Genomic DNA, 20,375 nt, shown 5'->3' on the forward strand with positions numbered 1-20,375 from the left:
GTGTGCCTTAGGCCTCGACGATGTCGATGCTTGAGATCACGACATCTTCGACGGGGCGGTCCATGGCGCCGGTGGGTACGGCCGAGATCGTCTCGACGACGGCCTTCGACGCCTCGTCTGCAACCTCACCGAAGATGGTGTGCTTGCCGGTGAGCCACTCGGGTGCGGTGGTCGTGATGAAGAACTGTGAACCGTTGGTGCCTGCGAGGCGGCCGGTCATGTCGGGGCGCTTACCTGCGTTCGCCATGGCGAGCTGGTACTTGCGGTCGAACACGAGCTCGGGGTGAATCTCGTCGTCGAAGTTGTAGCCGGGGCCGCCGGTGCCGGTGCCGGTGGGGTCGCCGCCCTGGATCATGAAGTCCTTGATGATGCGGTGGAAGATGACGCCGTTGTAGAAATCCTTGCCAGCGAGGTCGACAAAGTTCTTGACGGTCTTGGGGGCGTGGTCACCGAAAAGGTTGATGACGATGTCGCCGTGGTTGGTGTGAATAGTTGCAACAGAGGTGTGATTGGTCATTCCCCTAGTGTATGCGGCCCACCCTTCGGTGTAGCGTGGAGTTTACGGAGCGAACTCGCTCGTGGAACAGCCCTGCCAATCGAGGAGGACAGGTATGAAACTCTCACGGAAGCGCCGCCGCGAGCTGCGTCGACTCAAAGGAACGACTCAGGAGCTGCTCGATCAGCAGCGGGTCGTTCTGGGTCACGCTACTGATGTGCTGCAGGAGGCCGGCCGTCAGGCGAAGCACCTGAGCGATGAGCACCTCGCTCCTCGTGTCGATGAGACGCTCGAGAAGGTGCGCCCCGCGGTGAACTGCGGTGTCGCATCGGCGCGTCGCGCGGCAGATAGCGTGCGCCGCGTGTCGACCCCGATCATTGCAGACGCACTCGCGCGCACTATTCGCACGCTTGACGAGCTTGATAACCCCAAGGCCGCCAAGCAGGTACGTGGCTTTGGTGAGCGCAGCGGCTACCTGAAGCCGCAGAAGAAGAAGTCTCGCGCCGGCGGCATCATCGCGATCGGCCTGGGCGTTGCCGCTGCTGCTGGCGTGGGCTACGCGCTGTGGCAGGCGCTGCGCACCGACGACGAGCTGTGGATCGCACCCGAGAACTAGCGGAGTGAGTCGTGGGTACCCAGCCACGACGACAATAAAATATGCGCGACGAATTCCGTTTATGAGCCAGTTATAAGCGGAACTCGCCGCGCATATTTTTTGGAGCCCCTTGAAAACGGGTCAGCGTGCGAGCGCTAGCACCGCTTGAGCGCGGCGCTATTCGCCGGCGGGCCGACTGGCGCGGCGTGATCTGGGTCGCCGCGGGCGCTGCTGAGCCTGTTGTTGGGCCTGCTGGGCCTGCTGGGGTCGCTGCGACGACTGCTGGGCAGTTGTAGTTGTAGGCCCGGTGCCCGGCTGCTGCCCCTGTTTGGCGGGCGGCTTCTGCTTCGCGCCAGGTCGATCTTTAGCCCCAGGTCGATCTTTAGCCCCGGATCTATCTCTCGCTCGCTGTTTTGCGCCCGGTTTTTGACCCTGCTTACCCTCAGACTTTGCGGCCTGCTTAGCGCCCGGCTTCGCAGCGGGTTTAGCCCCCTGCTTAGCGCCTGCTGCACTAGCGCCCGGCTTTGACGCTGGCTTCGCACCCGGCCTGCGCAGGCTAATACCCGCCATGCGCAGGCTCGTCTGCACGAGCGACAGCGTGCGCAGCCCCTTGATTTCGCCAAGTGGCACCCACCGGGCCTCATCAGAGGAGCCCCCGATTTCGTTGCGCAGCGGGCCATCTTTCACGGTCGCACGGTACACAATGCGTATCGTGTGCAGCTCGGGGTCAGTGCCCTCGGGCACCTCTTCGCGCACCATCACGCGCGAGTCGACGCCCAGCAGCTTGCCAACCTTGGCCTCAAGTCCGGTCTCTTCAAATACTTCTCGCACGACGGCATCGCGCGGGTCTTCTCCCGCGTCGAGGCCACCGCCCGGCAGCGTCCATCCGTGCAGGTGGCCACGTCGCCAGTGGGTAAGCAGGATCTTGCCGCGCCGTTCTACCACCGCGTAGGCGGCCACTCGAAGATCCATGGTCTGAGCTTATCTGGTCGCGCCCGCTTAGCGGTCGGGCCGCGCGCGGGCGCTTGGCATTGATCCGGATCAATCGTGGCGAGCTGCCGCAGCAGCCTCGCGCGCCGCCCAGCCGGTGAGCCAGTGTTCGAGGGCGGCGTAGGCGGCCGCGCGAGGGGCCGCCGCAGAGAGGAACGTGTCGTGCAGTGCGCCGTCGATGCGCAGCATCGTCATTTCGGCGCCGAGCCTGAGGGACGCTTTCGCGACCTCATCGACGTCGAGCACGGTGTCGACGTGCGTGAGTTCGTCGCTCCAGCGCAGTGTGAGGTGCGACTTCGTCGACAGCAGCACAGCGATGGGTTCGGCGATGAAGAGGCCCTGGCTCACCTGCTCGTGCCCATCCAGCACCGCCCGCAACCAGCCCGCGAGCACGGGGTGGCTACGGTCGGGGCGCCACTGCGTGTTGAGGGCCGCGTACTCGTCGCCCATCATTACGGCACGCTGGGCGCGCGAGTAGAACCCCGAGTCGATCTGTGGCGCAATGTCGCGCGCGTTGACTCGGGCGCCCAGGTTCACGAGCGGCCGTAGCAGTTGCCGGCCCGCCGACGTGAGTTGAAACTCGAGCCACGGGCTGTTGAGCACGAGCGCGTCGCAGCCGCCGGGGTGCTTGCTCGCCCACAGGCTGAGCACGAGCCCGCCCGTGGAGTGACCGAGCAAGATCAGCTTGCCGTCGCGGTGCCGCTCCCCCGCGTCGGCGCGCATGATCTCGAGGGCCTGGTCGATTTCTTCGTGATAGTCGTCGAGGTCTTCGATGTAACCGGGCGTTTGGCCCTCGCGCAGGCTGCGGCCGTACTTGCGCAGGTCGAGCGCGTAGAAGCTGGCGCCGCGGCTCGTCCAGAAGGCAGCCAGCTCGCGCTGAAAGAAGTAGTCGGACCAGCCGTGCACGTAGAGTACGCGCGTGCTTTCGAGCAAACGTTTCCCGTGAAACATTTGGGTGAACCAGCCGTGTTTAGCTGGCAGAGCCCGCACGAGCGTTGCTACGAGCGGGCCCTCACTGTCGGCGCCGAGATCGAGGTCGGTGCATTCAAACCCTGCACCCAGAACATCTTCGCGCCACACCGTCATGCCGACAGCATATTGGGTGGCTGGGCGCAGGGGGAAGGCTCGAGCCCCACCCGGTCATCCTGCGCACGCCCCTCCCGGTCATCCTGCGTGCGCGGATTGCAAAGGAAAAATGCGTCAGCGTTTTTCGCAATCCGCGCTGGCGCTACAGCGCCAGACGAGTCGCAGGATCCACAGCGCATGGATTCTGCGACTCGCTACGCTCGCGCAGAATGACGGGATGTACCGGTTGCAGAATGACGAGGTGTACCGACTGCGCGACTGCGCGACTGGCGCCGTCGCGAAGTGCCCTACTTGAGTACGACGTCAGCGAGCGAGGCTTCGACGGTCACCAGGTATGTCGAGTCCTTACTCACCTTGAGACGATTGTCGACGCCACCGAGCTCGGCGTTCGTCTCGACGCGATAGGTTTCAGTCGGCAGCTGCAGGGTCACGCTGCCCATTTCTGCCTCCACCTCGGTGCTTACGGGTGCCGTCCCGGTGAGCTTCACGGTCGCTTCTCCCGTTGCGACCGTCACCGTCGCCGCTTCGACGTCGGTGACCTCTGCGCGGGCAGTGCCCACCTCGACATCGACGTCTATTGAGCGGGCGTCTCCCGTAAATGTGAGCTCCCCCGCGTTCAGCTCGAGGTCGAGTTCATCAAACGAACCGGTGCCCGTGAACGAGCCGGCTTCGACGGTCACATCGAGGCTTGCTGCACGTTCGAGCCCCAGGTCTTTCGGCAGCGTCAGCGTGACGATCTGGCTCTCACCCGGGCGGGTGCTACAGCCAAACAGACAGCCGTCTGCGCCCCAACCGCCGCCGTTGCGGGCGATGTTGAGCTCGTCGCCGTCGCGCTCCATGGTCCAGCCATTCACAACATCGGCGTCAACCTGCTGCGCGTGCTGCACTGTGAGCATGGCTTCTTCTGTATCGTCGGCGTACTTGATTCTAAAGTCACTCGCGGCGGCCTCGATGTTGATGCTGGTGACGTCGAACGCGTCTGCGTATAGTTCGGCCGAAGACCCCGCGTCTGGGTCGGCATAGGTGGTCGAATAGCTCGAGTCGATCTGCTCACCCCACGAGTCGGCGACCCGCAGCCCAAACGCGGCCGACGCTGCCGCGCCCAGTAGCGCGAAGCCACCCACCACTGCGGTCGTGACAAGAATCGCGGTGCTCGCAGTGGAGCGTTTCGCTCTGCCGGCGCCGGGCTGCCCTGCGCCGGGCTGCTGTGCCCCAGGCTGCTGTGCTGTGCCGTTGTGGGGCGTTTCACGGGGCGTGAAGTTGTGTGTAGTCATCGTGCTGATCCACTCTGTGAGGACTGTGAGGTCTGCGAAGTCGGTGAAGTCGGTGAGGGTTGCGGGTGGCCGCCCGTGTTTTCGATGTGGGCGATCGCGGCGAGCACGCGACGGTTGCCGCCGTCTGCTTCGAGCCCGAGCTTCTGAAAGATCGCGGTGATGTGTTTTTCGACGCTCGCCTCAGACAGAAACAGCAGCGCCGCGATCGACTGGTTCGAGCGCCCCTCGGCGAGCGCGGCGAGCACCGTGCGCTCACGTTCGGTGAGCTGCCGCATGCGGTCATCACGCCCACGCCGCGTGAGTAGCTGCGCGACCACCTCGGGGTCGAGCACCGTCGCACCCTGCGCGATGCGCTCGACCGACTCGATGAACTCCCCCACGTCGGCAACGCGGTCCTTGAGCAGGTACCCAAACGCGGCCCCCTGCCCTGCGATCATCTCGCTCGCATACCGCTCCTCGACGTACTGCGACAAGACGAGCACCGGCAGCGCGGGCCGTGTGCGGCGCAGCTCGTGCGCGGCCCGGATCCCCTCATCGGTGTAACTCGGCGGTAGGCGTACATCCAGGATGCAAAGATCCGGATCATGCGTCTCGACCGCGCTCATCACCTCGAGTGCGTCGGGCAGTGCGGCGACGACCTCATGGCCGCCGTGCTCGAGCAGGCGAACGAGCCCCTCACGCAGCAGAACAGAGTCTTCGCAGATCAAGATGCGCATGGCACGCTCACTTCCAGGGTTGTGGGCCCGCCTTGCGGGCTGTCGAGGCGCGACGTGCCGCCGGCGGCGAGCACGCGGTTCATGACGCCGTCGAGGCCGCCGCCGGGCACGACGCGCGAGCCGCCGATGCCGTTGTCTTCGACGCGCGCCCACAGCATGCCCTCGTCGCGCACGCGCACGACGACCCGGCACTCGCTCGCTCGCGAGTGCTTGGCGGCGTTGGTGAGCGACTCTGCGATCGCAAAGTAGATCGCGGCCTCGGCGGTGCGCGAGCAGCGCTCGTTCACGCGGACGTCAAGCTGTACGGGTATGTGGGAGCGGGCCGCGAGCGCCGAGAGCGCCGCGTCGAGCCCGCGGTCGTCGAGCACCGAGGCGTAGATGCCGCGGGCGAGCTGGCGCAGTTCGGTGATGGCGGCCTTCGTTGAGGTGTGTGCCTCGGCGACGAGCGCCTTGGCGGCCTCGGGCTCGCTGTCGATCTTCTGCTGCGCGAGCCCCAGCGTCATCGCCACCGACACGAGGCGTGGCTGTACCCCATCGTGCAGGTCGCGCTCGATGCGGGTGCGCTCGACGTCGGCGGCGCGCACGGCGCCCTCACGCTGTTGCGTGGTGACGAGCACCTGAGCCTCGAGCTGTTCTTCGGCGATCCCCGACCCAATGATCGCAACTGCGATGATGCGGTGCAGCAGGGCGACGCCGACGACCCCGACCGCGCTCAGCAACACGCCGATGATGCCGGGCTGCCACCACACGCTCGTCGTCGTGAAGATCGACGCCGTCGCGGTGATGAACCACTGCACGAGGCCGAGGAGGGCAACACCGAGCACGCTTGTGACGACGAAGTTAGCGATCGCGCGCCACATGCGGCCATCGACACTCTGCCGCAGCAGCGCCTTGAGCCAGGCTTTGAAACCGTGACCAGTGCTGCGCTGCCACTTCAATGAAGGTGCGCCGAGCTCGTAGAGTCCGCTGACGCGCTCGGTCTCGAACCAGGCGAGACCGTACAGAGCGTAGACGAGGCCCACCAAGATGACGAGCCCGAGGCCGAGCAAGAACGTGAGCCCCACGCCAGCGCTGAGCATGCCAAACAACATGCCGAGCACCGCGAATCCAACGATGCCCACGGCGGCGAGCTGCAAGATCGAGAGCACAATGCGAAACGGGGCGCCGGGGCGCTTAGTCTGCTGCGTTGGGGCCTCGAGTGGCGGCTGCTGCGATGTTGGGGTCAGGGGCGGTGCTTGCCATGTTTGCTGCGCTTGCTGCTGCGGTGGCTGTGGCTGTGGCTGTGCAGGATCGGGCCAAGCTGCGCTCGCTCCCCCGGCGGCCGCCTGCGGCAGCGGCGTTTCTGGCAGCGGCGTTTCTGGCAGCGGCGTTTCTGGCAGCGGCGTTTCTGGCAGCGGCACCGTCGCTTGGTGATCGGCTGAAGATGTCATGCTTCTAAGCTATGCCCGCGGGCGCGAGCGCGACACCGAGGCAGCCAGATCAATCGATTCGGGTTTTCCCTACCGAAGATCATCAAGCTCGACTGCAACAAAAAAGCCCCGCTCGTGAGCGGGGCTAATTTCTTTGGTGGATCCTGCGAGAATCGAACTCGCGACCTCCTGCTTGCAAAGCAGGCGCTCTACCAATTGAGCTAAGGACCCGTACTCATTTGTTACTGCAAGAAACTCAACTGAGATTTCGTTGGGTTTCGGTGGGGCTACCTGGACTTGAACCAGGGACCTCTTCATTATCAGTGAAGCGCTCTAACCGCCTGAGCTATAGCCCCTTAACCAAGAGTAAACATTACCGGAGCGAATTGAAAAATGAAAATCAAACGCGTATTCCGGGCGCGTTCACCTTGGCGCTGCCGCCGAGAGCGACCTTAGTTGCTGGTGAAACCGAGCTGGAATCCGCCCAGCACGCGCACCAGCAGATTGTAAATGAGCGATGCGATCGCACCGAGGGCGGTGCCCACGATCGTGTTGAGAATGCCCACCACGACGGCGAAGCCGGCGACCTGCGAGAAGCCGATCAGCTTCATGAGGCTGTTGTCTTCGCCCACGATGTCCATGAACACCTGGTCGACGTTCTCGAGCACGTTCGTCTGCATCAGCACCGTGTAAATCAAGATGACCGAGACGACGCTCACGATCGCCATACAGATGGAGACCAAGAACGAGAACTTCACGGCCGACCAAAAGTCGACGTACACGAGCTTCAGGCGCACCTGCTTTGAGGGTGCCTTCTTGCGTGTCTTCTTGGCCAGCTTGTCAGCGACGGTGTTACTCATTCAGGTTTTCCTCGTTCTCAGCGGTCTCGGCTGCTGGGCTTACGGGCTCTTCTTCCTCAAGCCCACGCTCCGAATTTCGCGCGATGCCAATGATACGGTCACCCTCTGGGAATCGCGCAAACACGACCCCCATAGTATTGCGACCCTTCGCCGGCACCTCTGCGACGTCAGACCGAACTACCTTACCGCTCGCGAGCACGACAAGCACCTCGTCGCCCTCGTCCACGATCAACGCGCCGACGAGATCGCCACGGTTTTCGTCGAGCTTGGCGACCTTGATGCCATAGCCGCCACGGTTCTGCACACGGTACTCTCCCACGTGCGTGCGCTTCGCATAGCCACCCTCGGTGACTACGAACACAAACTCTTCGTTGTCACCCACGCGGGCCGCAGACAGCAGCGTGTCGCCGTCCCTAAAGTTCATGCCGCGCACACCGCTCGTCGAGCGCCCCATGGGGCGAAGGGCCTGGTCAGAGGCCGTAAAGCGTACCGACATGCCCTGGTGTGATACGAGCAGCACATCGTCATCAGACTCGGCAATCAGGGCCGAAACGAGCTCATCGCCCTCGCGCAGCTTGATCGCAATGATGCCGCCGGTGCGGTTCGTGTCGTACTCCGCGAGCGCTGTCTTCTTAACGAGTCCGTCACGCGTCGCGAGCACGAGAAATCCACCGTCGTAGTCGCGCACATCGAGAATCTGTGTAACGCTCTCGTCTGGCGCGAGCGCCAGCAGGTTCGCGAGGTGTTGCCCCTTCGCGTCGCGCCCGCCCTCGGGAATCTCGTACGTCTTCGCGCGATACACCCGGCCCGTGTTCGTGAAGAACATCAGCCAGTGGTGCGTCGTCGTGACAAAGAAGTGCTCGACAATGTCGTCGGCGCGCAGCTGCGCACCCTTCACGCCTTTACCGCCGCGATGCTGCGACCGGTAGTTATCGATGCGCGTACGCTTCACGTATCCACCGCGCGTGACGGTGACGACCATTTCTTCCTCTGGAATCAGGTCTTCCATCGACATGTCGCCATCGAATCCGTGCAGGATCGTGCTGCGGCGCTCGTCACCGAACTTGTGCACGACCTCCCCCAGCTCTTCGACGACGATCCCACGCTGCTGTGCAGGCGATGCGAGAATTGCTTCGTACTCGGCGATCTGTGCTTCGAGCTTCGCTGCGAGGTCGAGGATCTTCTGCCGTTCGAGCGCCGCGAGGCGACGCAGCTGCAGGCCGAGAATCGCGTCGGCCTGAATCTGGTCAACGGCAAGCAGCGCCATCAGGCCCTCGCGAGCTTCGTCGACTGTGGGCGAGCGCCGGATCAGTGCGATGACCTCGTCGAGCGCATCGAGGGCCTTGAGGTAGCCGCGCTGAATGTGTGCCTCAGCCTCGGCCTTCCTGAGCCGGTATTCGGTGCGGCGTACGATGACCTCGATCTGGTGCTTCGCCCAGTAGGTGATGAAGCCGTCGAGGGGCAATGTGCGGGGCACACCGTCGACGATGGCGAGCATGTTTGCGCCAAAGTTCTCTTGCAGTTGGGTGTGCTTGTACAGGTTGTTCAACACGACCTTGGCGATCGCGTCACGCTTCAGCACGATGACGAGGCGTTGGCCGGTACGACCGCTCGTCTCGTCGCGAATGTCAGCGATGCCCTGTACGCGGCCTTCCTTGACGAGGTCTGCGATCTTGACTGCAAGGTTGTCTGGGTTGACCTGGTACGGCAGCTCGGTTACAACGAGGCAGGTGCGGCCTTGCAACTCTTCAATGTTGACAACAGCGCGCATCGTGATCGAGCCGCGGCCGGTTTGGTACGCGTCACGAATCCCCTTGGTGCCGAGGATCTGCCCACCGGTCGGAAAATCGGGGCCTTTGACGCGCTCCATGAGCGCTTCGAGTAGTTCTTCACGGGTCGCTTCGGGGTGCTCAAGGTGCCAGATGGCAGCTTCAGAGACCTCGCGCAGGTTGTGCGGCGGAATGTTGGTCGCCATGCCCACTGCGATACCGACGGAGCCGTTGACGAGCAGGTTCGGAAACCGGCTCGTAAGCACGGTGGGCTCCTGCGTGCGACCGTCATAGTTGTCTTGAAAGTCGACAGTGTCTTCGTCGATGTCGCGTACCATCTCCATGGCGAGCTGCGACATTTTGGTCTCGGTGTAACGATGTGCTGCCGCGCCGTCGTTACCGGGTGAGCCGAAGTTGCCCTGACCGAGCGCGAGCGGGTAACGCATCGCCCAGGGCTGCACCAGACGCACGAGAGAGTCGTACACTGCCGTGTCGCCGTGGGGGTGAAACTGGCCCATCACGTCGCCGATAACGCGCGTGCACTTTGAGAACGCCTTGTCGGGGCGGTATCCCCCGTCGTACATCGTGTAGATCACACGGCGGTGCACGGGCTTCAAGCCGTCGCGTACATCAGGGAGTGCGCGGCCCACGATCACGCTCATCGCGTAGTCGAGGTACGAGCGCTGCATCTCGGTCTTGAGTTCGACCTGGTTGATGCGGCCGTGGTTCGCTTCTTCTGCGTACTCCCCCGCTGGGTTAGCCGCGCCCTCTGGTGCGTTGGTTGTTGTGTCGTCGCTCATAGAGTTTCTGCTTTCAACTTTGCTGTCGGTTCGATGTTCTGCCGGTGCGGGCTAGATATCGAGGAACCGAACATCCTTCGCGTTCTGCTGAATAAAGGTGCGTCGAGCTTCGACGTCTTCACCCATGAGCGTTGCGAAAATCTCGTCTGCAATCGCCGCGTCGTCCATGGTGACCTGCAGCAGTGTGCGCGTCTCGGGGTTCATGGTGGTATCCCACAGCTCTTCGTGGTTCATCTCACCGAGGCCCTTGTAGCGCTGAACGCCGCTCTCCTTCATGAGGCGGCGGCCGTTGGCAGCGCCTGCTTCAAGGCGTTCATCTCGCTCTGCATCGCTGTACACGTATTCGTGCTCTGCGTTCGCCCACTTGATCCGGTACAGCGGCGGCTGAGCGAGATAGACATACCCCATGTCGATCAGGGGGCGCATGTAACGGAAGAGCAGGGTGAGAAGCAGCGTCGTGATGTGCTGTCCATCGACATCAGCGTCCGCCATCAGCACGATCTTGTGGTAGCGCGCCTTCTCAGCGTTGAAGTCTTCACCGATGCCGGCACCAAATGCAGTGATCATTGCTTGGACTTCAGCGTTGTTCAGCGAACGGTCCAGGCGCGCCTTTTCAACATTCAGAATTTTGCCTCGCAGTGGCAAAATCGCCTGGGTGTGCGGGTTGCGGCCGGTCTTAGCTGATCCACCTGCCGAGTCGCCCTCCACAATGAAGATCTCTGAGACCACAGGGTCCTTACTCGTGCAATCAGAGAGCTTACCGGGCATGCCACCAGACTCGAGCAAGCCCTTGCGTCGAGCGGTCTCGCGCGCCTTGCGTGCTGCGAGGCGGGCTGTGGCAGCCTGAATAGCCTTGCGAATCACATCTTTCGCAGGCCCGGGGTTGCGCTCAAGCCAGTCCCCCAATTCAGCGGTGACGACTTTTTGCACGAATGCTTTCGCCTCAGTGTTACCGAGCTTGGTCTTTGTCTGGCCCTCGAATTGGGGCTCGCCGAGCTTGATGGACACGACAGCAGTGAGGCCCTCGCGCACGTCATCGCCAGACAGGTTGTCGTCTTTCTCGCGAATAATGTTCTTCTCGCGAGCGTACTTATTCATGAGGGTCGTGAGCGCGGCGCGGAACCCTTCTTCGTGGGTTCCTCCCTCGTGCGTGTTGATCGTGTTGGCGTAGGTGTGCACACTCTCGGAGTATGCGGTCGTCCACTGCATCGCAATTTCAACAGCGATCTTGCGTTCGCTGTCCTCGTGCTCGAACGAAATGATGTCGTTGTTGACCAGCTCGGCGCGACGTGTCGAGTTGAGGTGGTGCACGTAGTCCTCGATGCCCCGCTCGTAGCAGAACACATCGCTAGGAGCTGCCGGTGTGACGAGGTTGCCGTCGGCGTCTTCGGTTGGCTCCTGGGCGCGCAGATCGGTGACGCTAATAGTGAGGCCCTTGTTCAAGAAGGCCATCTGCTGAAAGCGAGTGCGCAGTGTCTGGTAGTCGAACTCGATCGTTTCAAATATCTCGGCGCTTGGCCAGAACGTGATCGTCGTGCCCGTCTCCTCGCTCGGCTCCCCCTTGGCGAGCGGAGCGTTGGGCACGCTGTCGGTGAACGACATGTTCCACGTGAAACCTTCGCGCTTCACCGAAACGTCGAAGCGGCTCGACAGGGCGTTTACGACTGACGAGCCAACGCCGTGCAGGCCGCCCGAGACGGCGTAACCGCCACCGCCGAACTTGCCGCCGGCGTGAAGGACAGTGAGTACGACCTCGACCGTGGAGCGTCCCTCCGTCGGGTGCTCTGCTACAGGAATGCCGCGGCCGTTGTCGACAACGCGCACGGCCCCATCCTCGAGAATCGTGACGTCGATCGTGTCGCAGTAGCCTGCGAGTGCCTCATCAACGGAGTTGTCGACGATTTCATACACCAGGTGGTGCAAACCACGTGGTCCGGTAGATCCGATGTACATGCCCGGACGCTTGCGTACCGCTTCAAGGCCTTCAAGTACCTGGATCGCGCCAGCACCGTAACTTTCCGCGGCAGCGGCCTGTTCTGAGTTCATACGTTGAATAATCCTTTTCTGGCCGTTTCAGAGCGTTTTTCGACCCGGAACACTTCCGCACACCAGCTTATCAACTTACGGGCGAGAAACCCCGGTTAGCGCGCGCGTGAGGGCAATATTTTCGAGTCTGCGCTGGGGATATCCCGAGCGTCACACCCGGGGTTGCAGCAACCAGGCAATTCCGCACGATGCGCGGAGTGTGCCAAATGTCATAGTGCCAATGCCCTGGCGCTGCTGGCGTCCCGTTTCACGTGAAACATGAATGGCTCCATTCACCTCGATGCATGTTCTTGTGGGCTCGCGGATTACAGGGTTCGGTGCCGGTTTCACGTTGCCTGGCATGGACACCAGTGAAGCTGCGTGCCCCCTCCCCACGCACCGACTGCCACCTGTGCGGCCTGTTTCCTGCATCGACCTGTGCAACTCATTTCCCGGCTGCCCTGTACGCCTTCCCACGCGCGCCCTCCTGTGCAGCTACCTCCGTGCGTCAACCTGGACGGCCCTTTCCGCGCGTCATTCTGCGCGACGAAGTCGTTGCAGAATCCAGGATCACGATCTTGGGTCAGCAGAACCCGTCGTTTCACGTGAAACAACGCAGGAGCCATTCCCCTGGTGTCAATCATGTGGGCCGCGCGCTAGTCGGTCACTGCACCTCATGTGACATCGTGGGGACAGCAAGGTGTTTGTTTCACGTGAAACAGGGGGGGGGATCTGCTGACCTAGATCCTCTGATTCGCTTGGCGTCATGGCGCCAACGTGAATTGCGAAAAACGATGGCGCGTTTCTTCTAAGCAATGCACGCACTCAGGATGACCTCAATCGGGCAACCAGCGGAATGCCTCTAAGCGGGCCACCCGCGAGCCACGACTAAGCGAGCCGCCCGAACGGTGGCCATGAGTCGAGCTCGCACACGGTAATGTGACGAAGCACCACCAATGGCGATGATTACCCGTAAGTATCGCGGGGCCCACGGCCCTTGACAGTGCGGGGTCCATGACGCCAGGTTGGCGCACCGGGTGCCAGAAACCGGATGTCTTTAATGCCGGCGTCGGGGTATTCATTCAACATGCGAGAGACAATCTCTGCACGCAATCGGCGTAGCTCGGTCGCCCAGGTCGTTGAATCGCACTGGATCTGCAGCACGTCGTTAGTGATGCCGACTACTACGGTGTGTTCTGCGGTGGTCTCGCCCGCAAACTCCGCCCACTCCCCCAGCAGTCGTGCTCGTTCAAGCTCGATGCTCCATCCCATATCACCCGAAACGATCGACAACACGTCACCGAGCGCCCTTGGGTCACGTCCTTTGCTGAACGGAGTGCCGCCTGGTTCCTTGCCCGAGCGCTTCTTGCGAATGTACGCGGGCACCCCACGCCAAACGGACTTAGCGCGCAGGTATGATTCCGTCGCAAACCCAGCGCTCCCGGTGCCCTTACCGCGGGGCCGACCAGGCGTTCGAGCCGCCGGCTGATCAGTCACGATCCACCAGTTCGAGCTCACCGGCACGCACACGCACCCGGTTCCAGTTCACATCGTCAGGCACGTCTTCTTCTACAGCCGCCGTTACGATCACCTGTTCAAACTCGTTCACCGAGGCCATCAACCGCGCGCGGCGAGCACCATCGAGCTCTGCGAACACGTCATCGAGAATAATCACGGGATCGCCCGCCGACGATTGTTCACGCAGCACCATCGCGAGTGACAGCTTCACGGCCAAAGCAAACGACCAGGATTCCCCGTGGCTGGCATATCCCTTTACCGGTAGCCCGTTCAACGTCATGGTGACATCATCACGGTGCGGGCCCGCAAGCGTCACACCCCGGTCTACCTCACGAGAACGCACTGCCGTAAGCGTTTGATAAAAGGCCTCAGCCAGCGTTTCACGTGAAACGTTCTCCTGTTGCAGTCGCTCGCGCATCTCGGGAGACACGTCAGACAGTGCTGACTCAACCAAGCTCCAGCTCGGCCCGTGGTCCTCCCCCACGAGCGCTGCGTAGGCTTCAGAAAGATATGGGCCAGCGTCGGCGATGTAATCGCGACGAGCCAACATGATCTGCGAACCAAGCCCCACGAGCTGTTCGTCCCACACTTCTAAACTCGACTGAATCTGCTGCAGGCGACCGCGAGCCGATTTCAGCAGTGCAGTGCGCTGCCGAAGCACTCTTTCGTAGTCCAACAGGACGCCACCGGCTGCCGGATGCCGCGCCGTGAGTGCATCGTCGAGAAACCGGCGACGAACAGAGGGCTCTCCACGAACGATACTGAGGTCTTCTGGCACAAAAGCGACCGCCGCAAACCACCTGGTGAGCTCCCGCGGCGGCGCAGCGTTGCCGTTCACCTGAGCCCGGTTCGGTCCTTCTTTGTTGATCTGCAGGTCGAGCAACACTGTTCGGCTATTCGCTTCGACCTTCATCTTCAAAAACGCCGAGCGCTCACCGAATCGCACAAGCGGTGCATCAGACGAGACCCGGTGTGATTTGAGGCTCGCGAAATACCCGATCGCTTCGGCAAGGTTGGTCTTGCCCTGTCCGTTACGCCCGACGAGCAGGTTCGCGCCGGGCTCGAGTGGTAGCTCGGCCGACGCGTAGTTGCGAAAATCTCGAAGGGAGAGATGCGCGACCCGCATGTCGGTCTACCGCAACAAAAGGTTAGGCTGCAACAGGTAGCGGTAGCTCGTGTCGTCTGCGTCTTCTTTGCTGCGCTGGCTCGTGATCAACACGGGGCCGGGCTTCGCGGGGTTCTCGGTGCGTGTAAACGCGATCCGAGTGAACTCCGAGTGGGTCGACCGCAGAGCATCAAGCAGGTACTGCGGATTCAGCGACACGGTCATGTCTTCGCCCACGAGGTGCACGTCAACCTTCTCGACGGCCTTCGCTGATTCTGATCCGGCGGCTTCGAGAGTCACCGAACCGTCAGTGAACGTGAACCGCAGGGCTGCTCCGCGTTCGAGCACCAGGCTGACGCGACCGACAGCCTCGATGAGCTCGTTAGTGCTCATAACTGCGTGATTCTCGACGTTCGTGGGGAACAGGCGCCCGACAGGCGGGTAGTTGCCCTTGATCAGCAACGACGTCACGGTCTTGCTGCCGCCCGTGAACGCGATGAGCTCGCGTTCGGCATCCTTGATGATCGTTACCTTGACGGTGCCCTCGTTGCCAAAGGTCTTACCCACTTCGGTGACGATCTTGGCGGGCACAAGAGCACTGAGTGCGTCTTGCTCACCGAGCGGCTGCCAGTCGATCGTGCGTGTCGCCACACGATAGCGGTCGGTCGCAGTGAGTGTGAGCGCGTTGCCAGCGATCTCAAGCTGCACACCGGTGATCACGGGAGTTACGTCATCACGTGAAGCAGCGAGTGACACCTGCGCAACCGCTTCAGAGAAGGCGTTCGCCGGCACGGCCCCTGTCACATCAGTGACGTTAGGTAGCTGCGGGTACTCCTCCACAGGCATCGCTGAAAGATTAAATGTCGCAGAACCACAACGAACTTCAACGCGGTTTTCAATCAGCGTGATCTCGACGTCTGAGTGCGGCAGCTTCTGGGCAATATCGCTAAGTAGCTTACCCGAGACGAGCACACGGCCGGGCTCACTGATCTCAGCAGCAATTGCCGTACGCGAAGAGACCTCGTAGTCAAATGTCGAGATGGTCAGTTCACCCTGATCCGCCTCGATCAGCGCGCCACTGAGTAGTGGCTGCGTTGGCCGCTGCGGCAGCAGCTTTACGGCAAACGAAACGGCCTCGCTGAATACATCACGATTAACGCTAAACCGCATATCGCCCCTTCCGCCACAGATTGTGTAGTTCAAGCGTTCCAATCTTTGCACACTACGGGCATCCAGCCCACTCCACAGCTCCCAGGTGCGTTAACAGCCCGACCCGGATCTTGTGATCGAGTGCCCGCGTATTTAGATTGATGTGTTAACAGTGTTAACGGTTGTGGATACTGTGGATAACTCACGCGATGCCAGTCGTGGCAACGGATCCGAGCAATGCTTCGGTGTGAGCGGATCGCAAAAAATGTGCAAACCGGGCAGTGAGTCGATTTCCTGCAGCATCGGCGCCCCTCACAGGTGCCCAGAAGTTGTCCACAGCAACACGCGAGCTATCCCCAGTTATCCACAGCGGGGTATAAACCTGGGGATAAAGCGTAGTGCCGGCTGGAGCTGACACTTACTTGGTGCCCTGCTTGATGCGGGTCGTCAGCTCGGTGACCTGGTTGTAGATCGAACGGCGTTCAGCAATGAGCTGCGAGATCTTCTTGTGGGCATACATCACGGTCGTATGGTCGCGACCGCCAAACAGTTGGCCAATCTTGGGTAGCGAAAGTGGAGTCAATTCGCGGCACAGGTACATCGCAATTTGGCGGGCCGTCGCAATCTGCTGTGCGCGAGTGGGCCCATACAGATCATCAACTGACAGGTCGAAATACTCAGCCGTGCGCGTGATGATGTCGGTCGGCTGCACCTCGTTGTCGGCATCGAGGGTAATCAGATCCTTGAGTACCGTGTGCACGAGCGGCATGTCGATGGCCTGCTGGTTGAGGCTCGCATACGCGGTCACTCGAATGAGGGTGCCCTCGAGCTCGCGAATGTTCGACGAGAACTTACTCGCGATGAACTCCAAGACATTGTGATCGATCTCGAGGTTCTCGCGCTGCGCCTTCTTGCGCAGAATCGCGATGCGGGTCTCGAGGTCGGGCGCCTGAATGTCGGTGAGCAGGCCCCACTCGAAGCGCGACAGCATGCGTTCTTCGAAACCGCGCAGCTGCTTCGGCTGCACATCGCTCGTGATGACCACCTGTTTGTTGTGGTCATGCAGCGTATTGAACGTGTGAAAGAACGCCTCTTGCGTCTCGACCTTGTCTTCCAAGAACTGAATGTCGTCGACGAGCAAAATGTCGACGCTGCGGTACCGCGCGTGAAACGCGGCACCCTGGTTATTGGCAATCGAGTTGATGAAGTCGTTCGTAAAGTCTTCTGAGCTGACGTAGCGCACGCGCACGTCAGGAAACAGCTCTCGGGCGTAATGCCCAATCGCGTGCAGCAGGTGAGTCTTGCCCAGCCCTGAGTCGCCATAGATGAACAGCGGGTTGTACGCGCGGGCCGGCGCTTCGGCCACGGCGACCGCGGCCGCGTGCGCAAACCGGTTCGACTGGCCAATCACAAAACTGTCGAACGCGTACTTTGCGTTGAGTCGTCCCTCACCGGGCTCCCCCGCACCGTGGCGCGTGCGCGGCTCGGCCACCGGGCGCGCAGCACCCTCGGCACGATCGATGCGATCTGTGGGAAACTGCGAGACCGTCGCGAGTGAAGGTGCACCCTGCGGCTGGTGGGCTTGCTGCGGCGCCTGCTGTTCCTCAGGCTCCGGATCAATGTGCGGAAGAGCGGTTTCGTCGACCATCACCACGAAGTTATCGATGCCGTCTGCCTCGGGGATCTCGGCCAGCGCGGTCATGATCGCCGGGCGCAGCCGGCTTTCAAGGAGTTTCAGCGTGAACTCGAGCTGCACCGCCAGGTACAGGGTTCCTGCTCCAACGCCGCGGGGCACCGCGAGCGCGAGCTGCGCACCAACGGCCGGTCCAACAGCGGGGTCGCCCATCACCGCTTGGGTGACCTGTTCCCAGATCTGTTGAACTTCGTCGACTGTCACGCGTTTCCCCGGCCTAATCGTGTGGTGAGATAGATCAATGTTATACCCAGGCTTATCCACAAGCCATGGGAGCGAGTCTCGCATGAATTCGTGACATCTGTGCACAGAAGTGTTAACTGCGACAACGTTAGTCACAGATTTGTCCACAGGCAAGGTGTCGGCCGTTCGTTCGATGGCCGTGTTGACGGGCGCGTAAAAAGCGCGTAGAGTGTCAATCTTGTATGGGCGACAGCTCTCAGCTGACCTGCCCTAAATCCGACTTCCTCGGCACCAACGAGTGTTTCGGGGATCTATTCCAAAAGTCACGGAGTCTTAACAAATGAGCAAGCGCACTTTCCAGCCTAACAACCGCCGCCGCGCAAAGGTCCACGGTTTCCGTGCCCGCATGCGCACCCGCGCCGGCCGCGCGATCCTTACCGCACGTCGCGCTAAGGGCCGCTCGAAGCTCAGCGCGTAACTAGCGCCTCCCTACGATCATGCCCGCGAGGCAGCATCGCATTACTCGGGGAGAGGATTACCGGCGCACTGTGCGAACCGGTCGCCGCGTGGGAGGTGCATACTGCATCACCCACGCGGTTTTCTCTGCCCCCGACACTTCAGTGGCACAAGGCGGCACAAGCACCCCCGCGCGCTTCGGCTTCATCATCTCGAAGGCGGTCGGTAACGCGGTTACACGCAACCTGATCCGGCGTCGATTTAAGACGATCGTCGAGCGTCAGCTGGCGAGCGGCATTGCCGGGGTAGACATTGTGTTTCGCGTGTTTCCGAAGGTCACCGAGGCGAGCTTCGAGGAGCTTGAAGCCGAGGTGACTCGCGCCCTCGCGCGCGTGACGCGCGATCGCGAGCGGGCTGCGAGGAGCTAGCGATGCGCGTCGCAAGCGAGCTGTATCTGTTGCCGCGTAACGCAATGATCGCGTTTATGCTCGCTTACAGGCGCGTGATTTCGCCGCTGTACGGCGAGGTGTGCAGGTATTACCCATCGTGCTCCAGATACTCTCTTGAGGCATACCAGCAGCGCGGCTTCGTCGTGGGGGTCGCGCTCACCGCGTGGCGCCTCGTGCGCTGCAACCCCTTCAGCCCGGGCGGTATCGATGACGTACCGAAACCTGCGCACGCACGATTTATGACTTCTCCTCGCGGATTCGTCCGCCCCCCTCTTCGAAAGGCCTAATCCGGTGGACTTCTTCCAAACCATACTCTGGCCGCTGCGCTGGCTCGTCGAGCTGGTGCTGGCGGTCTGGCACTCGGTGCTCACGTGGGTGGGCCTCGATCCCGATGCTGGCCTCACCTGGGTGCTCGCCATCATTGGCCTCGTGATCGTCGTGCGTGCCGCGCTCGTGCCGGTCACGGTGCGTCAGATCAAGTCGCAGCGTCGCATGATGGATCTCGCGCCCGAGATGAAGAAGATCCAGGACAAGTACAAGGGCAAGAAGGATCAGTTCTCGCGCGAGGCCATGAGCCGCGAGACGATGGCGCTGTACAAGAAGCACGGCACCAACCCGTTTGCTTCGTGCCTGCCGATTCTGATTCAGATGCCCATCTTCTTCTCACTGTTCTACGTGCTGCGCCAGGCATCTGGTGCCATGGGCTCGGGCGGTGACGGTGCAGGCCAACCCGGCATCGGCATGATGACGCAGGAGCTCACCGACAGCTTCAACGCGGCCGAGATCTTTGGCGCGCCCATCAAGATGACGTTCACCCAGGGCTGGGAGAGCGGCAACTGGATCGTCGTGATCATGCTCGGCCTGATCATGCTGCTCATGATCGCGTCGCAGTTCTTCACGCAGCTGCAGATCATGTCGAAGAACGTCTCTGACGAGACGAAGAACTCGCCGATGTACCGCCAGCAGAAGATCATGCTGTACATCATCCCCTTCGCGTTCTTGTTCTCGGGCGTCACCTTTCCCCTCGCGCTCAACATCTACTGGTTCTCGTCGAACCTGTGGACGATGGGTCAGCAGTTCATTGTGATTCGCAGTATGCCCACCCCCGGCAGCGACGCGTGGCGTGCGCGCCAGGCGCGCCTCAAGGCAAAGGGTAAGCTCAAGGAAGACGAGAGCGCCGCGCTCGAAGCGAAGCCCGAACAGGGGCAGCGCCAGCAGCCGGTGAGCTCGAAGCGCGCCAAGAAGAAGAAAAAGTAAGTGAGGCTCCCAGTGACTGCTGCCACCCCACAGGACCGACCCGCTGAAGACCTGACGCTCGAAGAACTCGAGGCCGACGGTGACCGCGCCGCCGACTACATCGAGGGGCTGCTCGACATCGCTGACCTCGACGGCGACATCGATATCGACGTCGCCAACGGGCGCGCCTACGTGTCGGTAACCGGTGGTGGGGCCGAGCTCGATAAGCTCGCCACCCCCGACGTGGTGCAGGCACTGCAGGATCTCACGCGGCTCGCGGTGCAGACCGAGACAGGCCGCTTCTCGCGCCTCATCGTTGACGTGGGCGGCTCGCGCGACGCGCGCACCGTGCAGCTGCAGGGCATGGTCGACGCAGCGATCGCGCAGATCGCGGCCGGCCGCGCGCTCGTCGAGCTCGAGCCCATGTCGTCGTACGAGCGCAAGCTCGTGCACGATGAGGTCGCCTCACGCGGGTACCACTCTGAGTCACGCGGCGAGGGCCGCGACCGCCGCCTCGTGATCACGTCGGCTACCGCCGGCGCGCAGGCCTAGGCGCGCCGTGACTG

At 62.0% G+C, this 20,375-nt stretch carries 19 protein-coding genes and 2 tRNA genes; 6 read left to right on the top strand and 15 right to left on the bottom strand.

The features are described from left to right. Window positions 1–7 precede the first annotated feature (7 nt). The gene (locus ACXR2T_RS06675) at window positions 8–517 is read right to left on the bottom strand and encodes a peptidylprolyl isomerase (protein ID WP_458816218.1); all 510 of its coding nucleotides are present in this window, start codon (window positions 515–517) and stop codon (window positions 8–10) included. 94 nt (window positions 518–611) lie between these two features. Between ACXR2T_RS06675 and ACXR2T_RS06680 the strand changes: the two genes are divergently transcribed. Beyond that, window positions 612–1,112 (top strand): DNA/RNA helicase, encoded by a 501-nt coding sequence (locus tag ACXR2T_RS06680; RefSeq protein ID WP_458816220.1) that lies wholly within the window; start codon window positions 612–614, stop codon window positions 1,110–1,112. 156 nt (window positions 1,113–1,268) lie between these two features. Here the strand turns inward: ACXR2T_RS06680 and ACXR2T_RS06685 are convergent, their stop codons facing one another. The 14 genes from ACXR2T_RS06685 to dnaA all read right to left on the bottom strand — a co-directional run bounded on the left by ACXR2T_RS06685 (window position 1,269) and on the right by dnaA (window position 17,638). Then, window positions 1,269–2,063 (bottom strand): NUDIX hydrolase, encoded by a 795-nt coding sequence (locus tag ACXR2T_RS06685; protein ID WP_458816222.1) that lies wholly within the window; start codon window positions 2,061–2,063, stop codon window positions 1,269–1,271. 69 nt (window positions 2,064–2,132) lie between these two features. Further along, complete coding sequence (locus ACXR2T_RS06690; RefSeq protein WP_458838586.1) at window positions 2,133–3,167, bottom strand: alpha/beta hydrolase; 1,035 nt, start codon at window positions 3,165–3,167, stop codon at window positions 2,133–2,135. Between the two features lie 287 nt (window positions 3,168–3,454). Continuing rightward, a complete protein-coding gene (locus ACXR2T_RS06695) occupies window positions 3,455–4,441 on the bottom strand; it encodes a DUF4097 family beta strand repeat-containing protein (RefSeq protein WP_458838587.1) in 987 nt (328 codons plus the stop codon). Then, the gene (locus ACXR2T_RS06700) at window positions 4,438–5,157 is read right to left on the bottom strand and encodes a response regulator (protein ID WP_458838588.1); all 720 of its coding nucleotides are present in this window, start codon (window positions 5,155–5,157) and stop codon (window positions 4,438–4,440) included. Before ACXR2T_RS06700 ends, ACXR2T_RS06695 begins: the two co-directional genes overlap by 4 nt. Then, the gene (locus ACXR2T_RS06705) at window positions 5,145–6,587 is read right to left on the bottom strand and encodes a sensor histidine kinase (RefSeq protein WP_458838589.1); all 1,443 of its coding nucleotides are present in this window, start codon (window positions 6,585–6,587) and stop codon (window positions 5,145–5,147) included. The genes ACXR2T_RS06700 and ACXR2T_RS06705 overlap by 13 nt, the downstream gene beginning before the upstream one ends. A 134-nt stretch (window positions 6,588–6,721) precedes the next feature. Continuing rightward, window positions 6,722–6,797, bottom strand: a tRNA-Ala gene (locus tag ACXR2T_RS06710). A gap of 51 nt (window positions 6,798–6,848) precedes the next feature. Then, window positions 6,849–6,922 (bottom strand) — tRNA-Ile (locus tag ACXR2T_RS06715). 96 nt (window positions 6,923–7,018) lie between these two features. Then, window positions 7,019–7,426: a DUF3566 domain-containing protein gene (locus ACXR2T_RS06720; protein WP_458817100.1), complete on the bottom strand. Its 408-nt coding sequence runs from the start codon at window positions 7,424–7,426 to the stop codon at window positions 7,019–7,021. Then, a complete protein-coding gene (gene gyrA, locus ACXR2T_RS06725) occupies window positions 7,419–9,995 on the bottom strand; it encodes a DNA gyrase subunit A (protein ID WP_458817098.1) in 2,577 nt (858 codons plus the stop codon). Before gyrA ends, ACXR2T_RS06720 begins: the two co-directional genes overlap by 8 nt. Window positions 9,996–10,046: 51 nt before the next feature. Next, window positions 10,047–12,041 carry a DNA topoisomerase (ATP-hydrolyzing) subunit B gene (gene gyrB, locus ACXR2T_RS06730; protein ID WP_458838590.1) on the bottom strand — a complete coding sequence of 665 codons (1,995 nt, stop codon included), beginning with the start codon at window positions 12,039–12,041 and terminating at the stop codon, window positions 10,047–10,049. Window positions 12,042–12,986: 945 nt separating this feature from the next. Next, complete coding sequence (locus tag ACXR2T_RS06735) at window positions 12,987–13,406, bottom strand: DciA family protein (protein ID WP_458838591.1); 420 nt, start codon at window positions 13,404–13,406, stop codon at window positions 12,987–12,989. Window positions 13,407–13,509: 103 nt separating this feature from the next. Next, window positions 13,510–14,664 carry a DNA replication/repair protein RecF gene (recF, locus tag ACXR2T_RS06740; protein WP_458817092.1) on the bottom strand — a complete coding sequence of 385 codons (1,155 nt, stop codon included), beginning with the start codon at window positions 14,662–14,664 and terminating at the stop codon, window positions 13,510–13,512. Between the two features lie 6 nt (window positions 14,665–14,670). Then, a complete protein-coding gene (gene dnaN / locus ACXR2T_RS06745) occupies window positions 14,671–15,813 on the bottom strand; it encodes a DNA polymerase III subunit beta (protein ID WP_458838592.1) in 1,143 nt (380 codons plus the stop codon). 397 nt (window positions 15,814–16,210) lie between these two features. After that, the gene (gene dnaA, locus ACXR2T_RS06750; protein ID WP_458817110.1) at window positions 16,211–17,638 is read right to left on the bottom strand and encodes a chromosomal replication initiator protein DnaA; all 1,428 of its coding nucleotides are present in this window, start codon (window positions 17,636–17,638) and stop codon (window positions 16,211–16,213) included. 370 nt (window positions 17,639–18,008) lie between these two features. Between dnaA and rpmH the strand changes: the two genes are divergently transcribed. Genes rpmH through ACXR2T_RS06775 form a run of 5 tightly spaced genes read left to right on the top strand, consistent with a single transcriptional unit; the run spans window position 18,009 to window position 20,361 of the window. After that, entirely contained in the window at window positions 18,009–18,146 is a 138-nt protein-coding gene (gene rpmH / locus ACXR2T_RS06755; protein ID WP_458817088.1) for a 50S ribosomal protein L34, read from the top strand. 19 nt (window positions 18,147–18,165) lie between these two features. Beyond that, on the top strand, window positions 18,166–18,552 hold the full coding sequence (gene rnpA / locus ACXR2T_RS06760; RefSeq protein ID WP_458817086.1) for a ribonuclease P protein component: 387 nt from the start codon (window positions 18,166–18,168) through the stop codon (window positions 18,550–18,552). A 44-nt stretch (window positions 18,553–18,596) separates the two neighbouring features. Continuing rightward, window positions 18,597–18,860, top strand: a complete 264-nt coding sequence (gene yidD / locus ACXR2T_RS06765; protein ID WP_458838670.1) for a membrane protein insertion efficiency factor YidD — start codon at window positions 18,597–18,599, stop codon at window positions 18,858–18,860. A gap of 4 nt (window positions 18,861–18,864) precedes the next feature. Continuing rightward, on the top strand, window positions 18,865–19,830 hold the full coding sequence (gene yidC, locus ACXR2T_RS06770; RefSeq protein ID WP_458838593.1) for a membrane protein insertase YidC: 966 nt from the start codon (window positions 18,865–18,867) through the stop codon (window positions 19,828–19,830). Further along, on the top strand, window positions 19,831–20,361 hold the full coding sequence (locus tag ACXR2T_RS06775; protein WP_458838594.1) for a Jag family protein: 531 nt from the start codon (window positions 19,831–19,833) through the stop codon (window positions 20,359–20,361). The last annotated feature ends 14 nt before the right edge of the window (window positions 20,362–20,375 follow it).

The organism is Leucobacter faecis (assembly GCF_054456635.2).